Genomic DNA, 13246 nt, shown 5'->3' on the forward strand with positions numbered 1-13246 from the left:
CGACTCGACCACGGGAGGAAGTCTGCGCTTCATTTAGGCATCTGACAATTTAATAGTCACATTGTACACAATGCTGATGGCCGCACTGTACAGATGCCTCTGGGCCGCGCCGCGGACACGCTGTAGCCGCCGCCTATCGAGCGGCGGCGACCCGTCCGGCCAGTCGAAACGGACTTGCGACCGCCGCCCCGGCAGCATCGAAGACGAAGGCGCCAACGTCGCCGGCGCTCGTGCGCCGGCCGCTCTCGAAGGAGGCGAGCTGGACGCCGAACTTGGCAAGAGATGCATAGCGATCGTGCCCCAGCCCGTCGGATGCTTCGATCGACGTGATGTCGATAACCCGAAGCCTTTCCTTCATGGCAGCCTCCTCGATGACGGGATCATTGATATCGAGACGCCCGACGCGCGGGCGCTCTCCCGCGATGAAGCTCGATGCCACGAGCGCCCGATCATCCTTCGAAACCAGGAGGGAGATCGGGATCGGCATCTGGCCGATATCCGTCAGTTGGGAGCGGAACACGTCAACGTCGATATCGGGGGCGGCGAGCACCACGGCCAGCTTTCCGACGACCTCGTCGCGATGCTGCAGCTTGAGCTGCCGTACCGTTTCCATCACCAGGAATCCACCCATGCTGTGTCCGAACAGAATGATGCGCTTCACCTTGCCCGAGGCCGAAAGCGACGTGACGAGAGAGTCGAGTTCGCTGCGCGAGGAAAGCGCGGCGTCACGGTCGGCGACATATCCCGCGACCGATGCGGCCGAAGGCCAGGAAAACAGGATCGGGGCGCCCGGTATCTTGGCGTCCGCGGCGATCTGGGCGGTGCGATAAAGTGCCTCCTGGTAACTGTAGTTATAGCCGTGCACGAAGATGCCGATGGTGCCGTCGGGTTGCACGGAGCCTAGCGCCTGCTTCACGAAGGCGTCCTTCGGCAGCGGCTTGCGCTCGACGACGGCAAATTGCCGTTCCGGGTCCGGCTTCATCGTCGGGTAGACGATGGCGGTGTCCTTCCTGCCGGGCGGAACGGAAAACGTGTATTGCTCGTATGTCAGCTTCGCGGCCCATGTGCCGCCAAACCCGCCCCGTACGCTATCGGGCGCTCTGTTGGTCGCGGCCAGGACGTTCACCCGATCCGGAACCGTTTCAGAATGAACAGGCTCACTGAGATGAACGGGCTTCAAGACTTCAGGCGATGGTCTCGTGGCGCAGCCTGCAAGCACCGCCAGGCCGATCGCTACGATAACGGCCGAGCCGGCGTTTGGCAGCCTTTGAGAGTACCGTTCCCTCATCGATTCGTTCCCCTGGAAGCCGAGCTATGCAGCCGCCGACATGGCGGCTGCATTTGATAGCCGTCAAAGCCCGTCTTCATGCTTCCGCCGCGGCGTCGGCCCGAACCCCCTCGTCCCTCGGGATTCTGAACCAGGCGACGTAGAGCGCCGGCAGAAATAGCAGGGTCAGTGCGGTTCCGATGACGATGCCTCCCATCATGGCGTAGGCCATCGGGCCCCAGAAGATCTCGCGCGAGATCGGGATCAGCGCGAGGGTTGCGGCCGCTGCCGTCAGCATGATCGGTCGCATCCGGTGTTCCGTCGCCTCGATGACCGCCTGCCACGCCGCGACACCTTCGGCGCGCAGATGTTCGATCTGCACCACCAGGATGACCGAGTTGCGGATCAGGATGCCGATCAGCGCCAAAATGCCGAGGATCGCGACGAAGCCCATGGGGGCATTGCTCAGCAGCAGCGCCGCGACGACGCCGATCAGCGCCGTCGGCGCCACCGCGAAGACCAGGAAGAGGCGGCTGAAGCTCTGCAGCTGGATCATCAGGATCGTCGCCATCGTAAACAGCATCAGCGGCGCCACGGCCGCGATCGGCCCCTGGGCCTCGGCGCTGGATTCGACCGCGCCGCCGACTTCCACCTTGTATCCGACGGGAAGGTTCTTCTGGAACTCTTCGACCTTCGGCTTCAGCTGGTCGACGATCGTGGCCGGCTGCGTCGAGCCGATGACGGCTGCCTTGAGGGTGATGGTGGGTTGCCGGTCGCGACGCCAGATCGTCGGCTGCTCGAGCTCGTAGCGGAAGTTCGCCACCGCCGACAGAGGCACGACCTTGCCGTTGGAGGTGGAGAGCTGCAGGTTCTGCAACGTCTGGATGGAATCGCGCTCGGATGCCCTGGCCCGCCCGACGACGTTGACCAGGTAGATGTCGTCACGGATCTGCGTTGCCGTCGAGCCTTCGACGATGCCGTTGAGAGCGGTTGCGATGTCCTCGGAGGAGACGCCGAGCTGGCGCGCCTTGTCCTGCAGGACATCGACCTTCACCACGCGAGAGGGCTCGTTCCAGTCCAGAACCATATTCGACAGCAGCGGATGCGAACCGACCACGCCGGCAAACTGCTGGGAGATGTCGCGCACCTTCTGAATGTCAGGGCCGCTGATGCGGTACTGGACCGGCTTGCCCACCGGCGGACCGATGTCGAGAAGCTTGACGAAGGCGTCGGTGCCGGGGAAGGTCTTTGTCAGATAGGCCTGCAGATCGGTCCGCACCTTGTCGCGCACCTCGAGCCCTTTGGTGACGATCACCGTCTGCCCGAACGACACGTCCGGCGTCTGCACATCGAAGGACAGGATGAAGCGCGGCGCGCCCTGCCCGACATAGGTCGTCCAGTGATCGACATCCTTGTTGTCGGCCAGCATATCCTTCTCGAACTTGGCCATCTGCCTGTTGGTCTCGGCAATCGAGCTGTTGTGCGGCAGATTCCAGTCGATGACGAGCTCGGTTCTGTCCGAATTCGGGAAGAACTGCTGCTGCACCAGGCCCATGCCCCCGACCGAAAGGGCGAAGACGCCGACCGTCAGCACGATGGTGATCCAGCGCCAGCGCATCGCGAGCTTCAGCAGCCAGGAGAAGATGGCCGCGAAGCGTCCCTTCTTCTCGTGATGCGACTTCATCGTCTTCGGCAGGATGGTAACGCCGAGGAGCGGTGTGAACAGCACCGCCACGATCCAGGAAACGACCAGCGAAACCGCGATCACCACGAACAGCGTGAAGGTGAATTCGCCGGCGGCGCTGTTGTTGAGACCGACGGGGATGAAGCCCGCAACGGTGACGAGCGTTCCCGTCAGCATCGGAAAAGCCGTCGACGTATAGACGTGGGTCGCCGCCTTCCTGAGATCGTCGCCCGCCTCCAGGCGTGCCACCATCATCTCGACGGCGATCATGGCGTCGTCGACGAGCAGCCCGAGCGCGATGATGAGTGCGCCGAGCGAGATGCGCTGCAGCGAGATGCCGGAATATTCCATCACCACGAAGGTGATGGCGAGCACGAGGGGATGGAGATCGCCACGACCATGCCGGCGCGCAGGCCGAGGCTGATGAAGCTGATGACGAGAACGATGACGATCGCTTCGAAGAGCGCGCGGGTGAAGCCCGAAACGGCTTCGTCGACGACATGCGGCTGGTCGGATACGCGGTGGACATCGACGCCGATTGGAAGATCGGCAACGACGCGGTTCATCTGGGCGTCGAGCCCCTCGCCGAATTCCAGAAGATTGGCGCCCTGCTTCATGCCGATGGCAAGCCCGATCGCCGGCTCGCCGTTGAAGCGGAACAGCGCCGACGGCGGATCGACGTAGCCGCGCGTGATCGTGGCGACGTCGGTCAGCGGGAAGAAGCGGTCATTGATGCGCAGGTTGATCGACCGCAGGCTCTCCTCGGATGTGAACTGTCCGCTCACCCGCAAGGCGATGCGCTCCGGACCGGCATCGACGAAGCCGGACTGTGTCACGGCATTCTGGGCCTGCAGCGTCTGGATGACCGACTGCTGGTCGATGCCAAGCGCCGCGATCTGGCGGGTGGAGAATTCCAGATAAATCGCCTCGTCCTGCGCGCCGATCACGTCGACCTTGCCGACATCGGGCACCTTCAAAACCTCGGAGCGGGCATTTTCGACAAGATCGCGAAGCTGGCGCTGCGTCAGCCCGTCGCTGGTGAAAGCGTAGATGTTTCCGAACACGTCGCCGAAGCGGTCATTGAAGAAGGGACCGACGACCCCGCTCGGAAAATCGCCCTTGATGTCGGCGATCATGTTGCGGATGCGCAGCCATGTCGGCGCGACATCCCTCGCCTTGGTCGTCGGCAGAAGCTCGACGAAGACGGTCGTCTGGCCGGCGACGGTCTCGCTCTTGGTATAGTCGAGCGATTCCAGTTCCTGCAGCTTCTTCTCGATCCTGTCGGTCACCTGCCGCGTCACTTCTTCGGCGGAGGCACCGGGCCACTGGGCGGTGATCACCATCGTCTTGATCGTGAAATTCGGGTCTTCCTCGCGGCCGAGGTTCAGGTAGGAGAAGGCGCCTGCGAGAATGAAGACGATCATGAAGTACCAGACGAGCGATCGATGTTCGAGCGCCCAGTCGGAAAGATTGAAGGACTTCACTGGCTGATCTCCTGGTCGATCCTGATGGCCTGGCCATCTTCAAGTTTATGCACGCCGGCCACGACCACCCGTTCTCCGGGTGCGAGCCCTTCGGTGACGCGGACAGTGCCGCCGTCGACGACCTCGCCCGCGATCTTCACGCGGCGCAGCGACACTTTTTTGCCGGGCACGTCGACGATCCAGACGCTCTGGCCGTCGCTGCCGGCAAGGATGGCCGAGGAAGGCAGCACGATCTCCGGCTCCGCGGCGATGGTTGCAGCCGCAGTGATAACCGAGCCGAGCCGGAACGCTTCAGGCGGATCGGCGAGCGCGATTTTGGTTCTGCTGGTGCGGGTGGCGGTCTCCGCTTCCGGCGCGATCTCACGCACGACCCCCGAGGTGCGGATTGTCGGATCGAGTTGCAGCGTCACTTCGAAGGGCGCGCCGATCTTCAGTTTCTGAGCGGCTGCCTGCGGCACGTCGACGACGGCGTCGCGTTTGTCCGGCCGGGCAATGGTCACGACCGTGTGGCCGGCCGACACGACCTGCCCGACCTCGGCCGACGTCGCCGTCACAACCCCATCGAATTCCGCCCGAAGCTGCGCATAGCCCAGCTGCTCCTTGGCCTTGTCGAGATTGGCCTGTGCCTTGGCGACGGCGGCCGCGGCCGTCCGCCTCGCCTGCTCGGCCTCTTCGAGCGAGGCTGCCGTGCCCGAGCGCGAATTCCACCAGCGCGCGCTGACGCTGCTCCGTGGTCACCGCGTTTCTAAGCTGGGCATCGCTGTTTTCCACATCGGACTGGGCGTTGCGCACGGCAAGCTCCAGCGCCACCGGATCGATGGCGGCCACGACGTCACCCTTCTTGACGACATCGCCGACATTGACATTGCGGGCAATCATTCGCCCGAGAATCCGGAAGCCGAGTTCGGTCTCGATCGTCGGTTCGATCGTTCCCGTCAGGCTGAGGCTCGTGGCGGGCGTCTGCCTGACTGTCGTCGACAGCACCGGACGAGGCGTGTCCGTCTTCTCTTCTGCCTTCGGCGCGCAGGAGGAGACCAGGGCCGTGCCCAGCATAAGTGCGACTATCTTTAGACGAATACTCACTTGGAAGCTTCCTTGACGTAAGACACGATCTCACCGGGCCTGAGGAACTTGGTGCCGTCGGTCACCACGACCTCTCCTGCCGACACGCCCGACTTCACGACGAAGCTGCCGGTCTCGTAGCCGGCGACGTCGACCGTCCTGGCCGAAACGGCGGAGGATGCCGGATCAACGATCCAGACGGCCGGCTTGCGGTCCTTCGAGGTCATTGCCGACCAGGGCAGCTGGATGACGTCCTGCGAGAGATAGTTGAACCGCCCGACGACGGGAGCGCCCAGCGGAATGGGAGCATCGCTCGTTATCGCCACCTTGACTTTGATGGTGCCGGTGGAGGAATCGATCGTCGGCGAAATCTCACGCACTTTCGCCGTGATCTTCTGTGTCGGATCCGACAACAGAGTTACCGTGCCGTCGCCGTCGATCGGACGCAGGAAGGCGCTTTCCACCACCTCGAAGACGGCATCGCGGTCGCCATCATGGGCAAGCGTGAAGACGACCTGGGCGGCCTGCGCCACCTGCCCGACCTCGGCATTGCGGGCGGTGATTACCCCGTCGGCGTCGGCTTTCAGCTCGGTGTAGGACAGGCTGTCCTGGGCGGTTTCGAAGAGCGCCTGCGCCGATTTCGTCGATGCCTGCGCCGTCAGAAGCGCCTCTTGTGCCTGGTCGAGCGCCGCACGGGTCGTCACCTGCGTTCGAAACAGGCTCTGCTGGCGGTCGAATGCAAGCTGCGCCTGGGTCTGCTGCGCCTCGGCCGACTGAAGATTGGCCGCGGCTACATCCAGGTCGGCCTTCTGCTCTTGCGGATCGATGCGCGCGAGAAGCTGCCCCGCTTTCACGGACTGTCCGACCTCGACCAGCCGTTCGATGATCTTGCCGCTGACGCGGAAGGACAGATCGGTCTGGACACGCGCCCGCACCTCTCCCGTGATCGCACCGCCCTGAACCAGCGGCTCAGGCTTGGCGACGACGACACCGACCTGCCGCGGGGTCGGCTCGGTCGGTCCGCTCTCATCGCTGCATGATCCGAGACCGATGGCGCATACGATCGCTGTGGCGATCAGAATGGTTCTCATAGTTGACCTCTTGCTCTCAACGGCAGCTCCTATATAATTGACTGACGCATTAGTCAATGAAACTTTGCGCCGCGGGGAAGAGGGCGCACGCAACAAGGGGGAGGCAGGAAATGGCAACTCAGAAGAAGCTGACGCGGGCGGAACAAAAGGCCCTGCGGCCCGTCCAGATTCTGGATGCGGCCTTCGAGGAATTCGTCAGAAGCGGTTTTGCCGGCACGCGCGTGGAAGACATCGCCGACAGGGTCGGCGTCACCAAGGGCACGGTCTATGTTTACTTCGAGACGAAGGAAAAGCTCTTCGAAGCCATGATCAACCACTTCTCCGTGCCGTTTCAGGAACTGCTCGCGATCGCCGATCGGCTCAGCGGCAGCGCTACCGACAGGCTGATTTCGATTCTCGGCCTCTTCTACGAACAAATTCCCGAGGACCGCGCGACGCGTGAGTTGACGCGGCTGGTCATCTCGGAGGGGCAGCGTTTCCCCGACCTGATCGATCGCCACCACGATCAGTTCATTGCGCCGATCATCGCCAAGATCGACGCCCTGATCCTGGAGGGCGTGGCGTCGGGCGAGTTTCGCCCAATTCCGGTGGAATTCTCCGACATCGTGGTCGCGCCCATCCTGACGACGACGGTTCTGCGGCTGATATTCGACGACCGCCGCGTGCCCACTCCCAACAAGGAGGCCTTCCTGCGGACCTATTTCGACCTGCTGTTCAACGGTCTGCTTGCCAAGCCTCACTGATCGGCAATGGCTCCCGGCGCCTGCATTCATCGTTCGTTTGCGGCAGCTCTGCAGCCGGTTTTCGCCGAAAGCGGAAAAATAGGCTGCGAGACACGTAGCTTTTCTGAAGTCTTTATGTGAAAACATCGAGTTAGCTAGCGCCTTCAAAGGCGTCACCTGAACTCGTGACGGAATAAAGTGGAACGCAAAGTCAATCTCAAGGATGTCGCGCGCGACGCTGATGTATCGCTGAGCACGGCCTCGCACGCGCTGAACGGAACCGCGCCGCTGACGATCGAAGTGCGCGAAAGGGTTCTGGATTCGGCCAAACGCCTAGGTTACCTCGAACGCCGGAGAAAGAAGGCGACGATTGCCGCCTTGCGCGTGTTGCTTCTCGCCATTCCGGGCGATGCTGCTCCGGAGAGCGACCTCAACCTGGTGAGCTGGACAATCCTCAACGGCCTTAGAAAGGAGTGCGAGCGCCGCGGCATCCGAATCGTGCCTTTCGTCAGCACCGGCCGGCGCATCGACGGCGCTGAGGTCCGGCAGATCGCGCTTGCGGAGCACGCCGACGGCATCGTGGTCCTGAACGACGATCAGCCGGAACTGATCCGCAGTCTCGCTTCGGCCGATATGCCCGTCGTCATCGTCAATGGCGAGGATCCGACCATGCTGGTCGATACGGTGACACCCGAAAACCGCTTCGGCGCCCGGCTCGGCATCGAGCACCTGCTGGCGCTCGGGCATCGCCGCATCCTGCACCTGACCTGGAAGGGGCGCACGACCATCCAGCGCCGATATGACGGCTTCTCCGATGCCTATTTCGCCGCTCAGCTTCCGGTGCCCGAGGAGATGCTCGTCGAGGCCGAGGGATATGAGCCCCGGCACGGCGAGGCTGCCATCAACGCGCTACTCGATCGCGATCCGACGATGAAAGGCGCCACCGCCGTCTTCTGCGCCGCCGACAACCTGGCGCTCGGCTGCCTGAAGGCACTGGCTGATCGCCACATACGCGTGCCCGAGTCGATCTCTGTCCTCGGCTTCGACGACATCGTTCCCGGCGAATTCAGCCGCCCGCCGCTTTCGACGGTCCGCGTGCCCACCGACAAGCTCGGTGCCGCAGCGCTTGCGCTTATCGAACAGAGGCTGATCGCCAACGACCCCCAACGACCGGCCCATCGCCTGGAGCTCGGATGCCATCTCGTCCTGCGCGGCAGCGTCGCACCGCCTGGTTAAACCGCCGGGAAGACCGGGAGTCGAACTCCAAAGCTCGGATTAGCGCAAACGTTCGGCCCGCAGCCGGGTATCCCGCGGACTCTCACCAAAGGTGCTGCGGTAAACAATGGAGAACCTGCCCGCATGGGCAAAACCCCATATCGCGCAGATTTCCCGGACGGATTGCTGGTTCGTCGGATCCCGCAACTGCTCGCGGGCGGCCTGCAGTCGGATCGTGCGGAGGTAACCGGCCGGCGACGTCCCCGGAAAGCTTTGAAGCCCGTCTGCAGCGCGCGCAGGGAAACACCGACATCATCGGCAACCATCGTCATGGTGAGAGGTTCCGCGATATTGGCATGCATGTAGTCGATCGCCCGTCGGACATGCCAAGGTGCAATCAGCGACACTTTCTTTTTTTCCAGATGGTCGGAAAGACGGTGTCGGGCAAATCGGATCACCAAGTGAGCGAGGGTCTCGCTCATCGCCGCTGCGGCAAGGGGTGAAGATAGAAGCGGGCCGCTTTCGCGCATGCCCTGCACAACCGTCCGGGCCAGATTGCCGATGAGCTGCCCGGGCTGGGTCGAGAGATCCAGGACGGGCTCGAGGTCGAGCGACTCGGAGAGCGGCGTCTCCACCAGCGAAGAGAGCGCTCGCTTTACGACCTTCCAATCCAGGAAGAGGACATCCGAGCGATGCGGGCCACCCTGGATCACGCGATCGCCGGCCTCATGGTTGTTGGCCATGAGAAGGTGGCCAGCCCCGCTTTCGACCGTTCTCTTGCCGACCGACAAGCGAAAAGAACCTGTAAACGGCATGTAAAACGCAAGATGTTGCGGGCTTTCGTCGAGCGTTCGGATTGTCCAGGAACTCTGATATACGGAATGAAACATCGTAAATGTCTCAGTCCTTCTCAAATCCGCCGCCCAGGCAAAACTCCGGTCGTTACTCAGCGGCTGTCCGCCGAAAACCCCATAGCCTGTCGAAAAGGCCTGAACCATCGATTCGAAGTTCGCGCCTTCATGCGTCGGCACAAAACCGTAACCCTCATGCTCCGGAGCGCGGGCCGTATTCTCAGGTCTCAATGATCTCATGCAACTCGATTCTTTTCCTTGCCACATGACACCTCATCTCGACTGGTATGACCAATCTCGATGAGGTAAGCAGGACCGGCTAACCACGGATGACTTCCTTGCCCCGTAGAAGCAAAGCGTCCCTTCACCTGCTTCACACTCACAGTGTAAATCAAAATGATCGGAAAATGAAGTACGTTCCTCTGGACCATGTCGCCCCACATTTTCTGCAAGACACACAACCGACGCGGGTGGCTTCTCGCAATGAACGGGACGTCTTGCGGTTGATCTGGAAGTCACCCGGCATTGAGCGCTCCGACCTGACCGAGCCGCTCGATCTGACCCAGCAATCGCTGCACAGGATCGTCGGACGCCTTCACGAGCGGGGAATGCTCGTCTTTTCCCAATCGGAGAACCGGCGGGCGGGACCGCCGAGTCCGGAGCTGACGCTCCGAAAGGACTGGTGTCTGACGCTCGGCATCTCCGTCAACGTCGGCTCCATCGGCCTTTGCCTCATGGGGTTCGGCGAGCCGTTGGAGAATATGGAAATCCCGCAGACCGGCGCCTCGCTATCCCTGGAGATGGACCGAATCGAAGCGGCGGTCGAAGACATTCTTGCCCGGCGCGGCGCGGGGCGGCGCGATGTTCTCGGCGTCGGCCTGGCGGTCGCCGGCCACCGCATGCTGGAGACGGCATTCAACTGTCCGCTGCCACTCGCCCATTGGTCGCTGATCGATCTGGCGCCCGTGCTTGGAGAGCGCCTTGGTCTGCCGGTCTGGGCTGACAATGTCGCCAGGACCGCTGCCTTGGCGGAAGCAATCTTCGGCGTCGGCCGCGATGTCGCCGATTTCGCCTATATCGCCCACCTTCATGGCTATGGCGGCGGCTTGGTTTGCGGGGGCATGCCATTTCGCGGCAGCTTCGGGAACGCCGGGGAATTCTCCGTTCTCTTCGGACGTCAGGATTACGACGATCGACCCGCACTCAACCAACTGCTCGAACATCTTCGCACCAAGGGGCGCCTGGGGCTGACCCTGAAGGACCTGAAGAACGAACATCTGGTGGATTGGGACGGCGTCGAGGAGTGGATCGACCGTGTCACGCCGGCCCACAATCGGGCCATCAATGCGATCTGCGCGATCTTCGACCCGGCTTTGATCGTGCTGGGCGGCGAGCTTCCGCATTCCCTTGCAAGAATGCTGATCGAACGGACCGAATTCAATAATCTGCCTCGGCACGGCGCACTGCGCGACGTTCCGCGGCTTGCCGTGGCGCAGATCATCGATGCCCCCGGCGCGATCGGTGCGGCCTTGATCCCGCTCTTCGAAACCGTTTTGTGATATTTCGCCCGCAGCAGGGTGCTGGTTGCGGGCATCGCCTCACACGACATTGAAGCGGCTCAGGACCGACATTGCGCGGCGGCGTTGCCATAGCTGAGGCAGTCTTGCGAAAAGCGGCCGCCTGGGAGACGCCGGCGTCACCCAGCTGAAAGCGGCCGATCAGCTCGCGAAGGCGGCCGGCCTCGCCGGCAAGCGTGCAGTTGCAACGCTCGGGAGGATCTCCCGTCTCGACCCCTGGTCGGGGTTATGCGCCAGCTTCGCCTACTTCATCCCCGTTCCGGCAATGCCCGTCGTGATGTATTTCTGCAGGAACAGGAACACGACGGTGACAGGCAGCAGGCTGAGGAAGGTCATCGCCAGGATATAATGCCACTGCACCGAGAACTCGCCCTGGAAGGCGTTGAGGCCCACTTGCAGGGTAAAATTCTCGCGGCTGTTGAGGACGATGAGCGGCCAGAGGAAGTCGTTCCAGCGCCACAGCACGGAGAAGATCGCGAGGACCGCGAGAGCCGGCGCCGTCAGCGGCAGGATGATGCGCCAGAAGATGCAGAATTCGCTCGCCGCATCGACGCGCGCCGCCTCGATCAGCTCGTCCGGAATGGTCAGCATATATTGCCGCAGCAGGAAGACGGCGGTGGGCGAAGCGATGGTCGGCAGGATGACGCCCCAGAGATTGTCGGCAAGCCCGACCCCGACGATGACCAGATAGGCCGGGACCATGACCACGGCGAGCGGGATCATCAGCGTCGAGATGATGATGACGAAAACCGTCGTGTCGCCGCGAAATTTATATTTCGACAGGGCAAAGGCGGCCATGGCGTTGACGATCAGCGTCAGCAGCGTCGCAACGACGGTGACGAACACCGAATTCTTCAGGAAGGTCAGGAAGTTGAAGCGCGTCAGCGGATCGGTGTAGTTTTCGGTGGCAACCGTCATGTGCTGCACCGGCGTGATCCCCTTCACGTCGACGCTGACCGGCGGCCCCGGATTTGCCGGATCGACCATCTGGGCCTTGAGGCCGATGCGCCGAACCATGGCCATCTCACGCTGTTGGCCGTCGATCGTGACTTGCCAGAGGCTGAGCGGCTTGTCGAAGCCGGGCACGGTCTGCTCCACGGCGGCGCGCGGCAGCAGCGTTGGCGGAAAGCGGGTGATTTCGGCCGCCGGCTTCAGCGAGGAGAGGCCGGCCCAGAGGACGGGAACGAGCACGGCGAGCGTGCCGCCGATCAGCCAGACCCATGACAGAATATCGGTGATGTCGATGCGTCCGGCCCGGCGCGTGCGCGTCATGAAGCGGATCGGGTTCATAGAGCTGTTCATCTCAGGACTCCATTCGCTTGCCGAGGCGCAGCTGTATGAGGGTGAGAACCAGAAGCACCAGCCCCATGAGAACCGAGGCGGCCGAGGCAAGGCCGAAGAGGCGAAGATCGCTGCTGAAGGCCATCTGGTAGATATATTGGACGATGAAGCTGTTGGCCGTGCCCGGACCGCCGCCATTCGTCAGAACCCAGGCCTCGTCAAAGATCTGCACGGACTTGATCATCAGAAGGATGAATACGACAAGCAGGTTCGGCGCAAGTAGCGGAAGCGTGATTCTGAAGAGCGTGCGGCGCGGCGAAGCGGCGTCGATGGAGGCGGCCTCGTAGAGCTCCTTCGGGATCGCCTGGAGGCCGGCAAGCAGGATGAGGGTGTAGAAACCCATGTGGAACCAGACGGAGACCACCACGACGAAGAAGCGCGACCAGCCGACATCGAGCAGAAAGATCTCAGGGGGAACGCCGAGCATCTGGAAGAAGGCGTTGAGCAGTCCGTTGCGGTCGAGGAACCATTTCCAGATCAGGCCGATGACGACGGGTGACAGCAGAACGGGGTAGAAGAACATCGCCCGGAAGAAGCCGCGCGCAAAGATTGCCCTGTTGAGGATCAGCGCCGTGATCAGCGCCACCAGCAAAGTGGCGGTGACGTTCAATGCGACGAACCAGAGCGTGTTCCACGCCGCCGTCCAGAACAGCGATTCCTGGCAGGTGCCCGGCTGCAGGTAATTGCCGCAGGAAAGCAGGGCGCGGAAATTGTCGAAGCCGACGAAGGGCCGCTCCGAAACGAAAAGATTGGTGCCGCCGGTGAAGGCGTAACCGACCGCGATGGCGATCGGCAGGAATGTGAAGATGGCGAAGAGAACGAGGTTCGGCGCCAGGAACAGCCAAGGCATGCGCTTGCGGCCGAAGAGCCGCTCGAACGCATTCATCGGCGCCTCGACCACCTTCATCGCCGTGTCGCCCGCCTGGGAGAGCAATGCAGCAGCAGCGGCCAT

7 protein-coding genes and 3 pseudogenes are annotated in these 13246 nt (G+C 62.5%); 3 read left to right on the forward strand and 7 right to left on the reverse strand.

Annotation, left to right across the window (positions count from 1 at the left end; genetic code table 11):
- Positions 1-133: 133 nt before the first annotated feature.
- The 4 genes and pseudogenes from MHI61_RS27615 to MHI61_RS27630 all read right to left on the reverse strand — a co-directional run bounded on the left by MHI61_RS27615 (position 134) and on the right by MHI61_RS27630 (position 6588).
- Complete coding sequence (locus tag MHI61_RS27615) at positions 134-1288, reverse strand: alpha/beta fold hydrolase (RefSeq protein WP_239793179.1); 1155 nt, start codon at positions 1286-1288, stop codon at positions 134-136.
- A 76-nt stretch (positions 1289-1364) separates the two neighbouring features.
- Positions 1365-4435, reverse strand: a pseudogene (locus MHI61_RS27620) (efflux RND transporter permease subunit).
- Positions 4432-5518, reverse strand: a pseudogene (locus MHI61_RS27625) (efflux RND transporter periplasmic adaptor subunit). Before MHI61_RS27625 ends, MHI61_RS27620 begins: the two co-directional pseudogenes overlap by 4 nt.
- Positions 5515-6588 carry an efflux RND transporter periplasmic adaptor subunit gene (locus MHI61_RS27630; RefSeq protein WP_239793180.1) on the reverse strand — a complete coding sequence of 358 codons (1074 nt, stop codon included), beginning with the start codon at positions 6586-6588 and terminating at the stop codon, positions 5515-5517. The pseudogene MHI61_RS27625 and the gene MHI61_RS27630 overlap by 4 nt, the downstream one beginning before the upstream one ends.
- 110 nt (positions 6589-6698) lie before the next feature.
- Here MHI61_RS27630 and MHI61_RS27635 point away from each other — a divergent pair, with 110 nt between their 5' ends.
- Together MHI61_RS27635 and MHI61_RS27640 are read left to right on the forward strand one after the other, a co-directional pair.
- Positions 6699-7331 (forward strand): TetR/AcrR family transcriptional regulator, encoded by a 633-nt coding sequence (locus tag MHI61_RS27635; RefSeq protein WP_097607764.1) that lies wholly within the window; start codon positions 6699-6701, stop codon positions 7329-7331.
- Positions 7332-7508: 177 nt separating this feature from the next.
- Positions 7509-8546 carry a LacI family DNA-binding transcriptional regulator gene (locus MHI61_RS27640; RefSeq protein WP_239793181.1) on the forward strand — a complete coding sequence of 346 codons (1038 nt, stop codon included), beginning with the start codon at positions 7509-7511 and terminating at the stop codon, positions 8544-8546.
- Positions 8547-8585: 39 nt separating this feature from the next.
- Here MHI61_RS27640 and MHI61_RS27645 read toward each other — a convergent pair.
- A pseudogene (locus tag MHI61_RS27645) lies at positions 8586-9616 on the reverse strand (AraC family transcriptional regulator).
- Between the two features lie 167 nt (positions 9617-9783).
- On the opposite strand from MHI61_RS27645, the gene MHI61_RS27650 reads away from it, so the two are divergent.
- Positions 9784-10935: an ROK family transcriptional regulator gene (locus MHI61_RS27650; protein WP_239793182.1), complete on the forward strand. Its 1152-nt coding sequence runs from the start codon at positions 9784-9786 to the stop codon at positions 10933-10935.
- 261 nt (positions 10936-11196) lie between these two features.
- Here the strand turns inward: MHI61_RS27650 and MHI61_RS27655 are convergent, their stop codons facing one another.
- The gene (locus MHI61_RS27655) at positions 11197-12243 is read right to left on the reverse strand and encodes a carbohydrate ABC transporter permease (protein WP_239793395.1); all 1047 of its coding nucleotides are present in this window, start codon (positions 12241-12243) and stop codon (positions 11197-11199) included.
- Between the two features lie 13 nt (positions 12244-12256).
- Positions 12257-13246, reverse strand: a complete 990-nt coding sequence (locus MHI61_RS27660) for a sugar ABC transporter permease (RefSeq protein WP_239793183.1) — start codon at positions 13244-13246, stop codon at positions 12257-12259.

It is taken from the genome of Rhizobium sp. K102, assembly GCF_022385315.1.
Classification (GTDB): domain Bacteria; phylum Pseudomonadota; class Alphaproteobacteria; order Rhizobiales; family Rhizobiaceae; genus Rhizobium; species Rhizobium croatiense.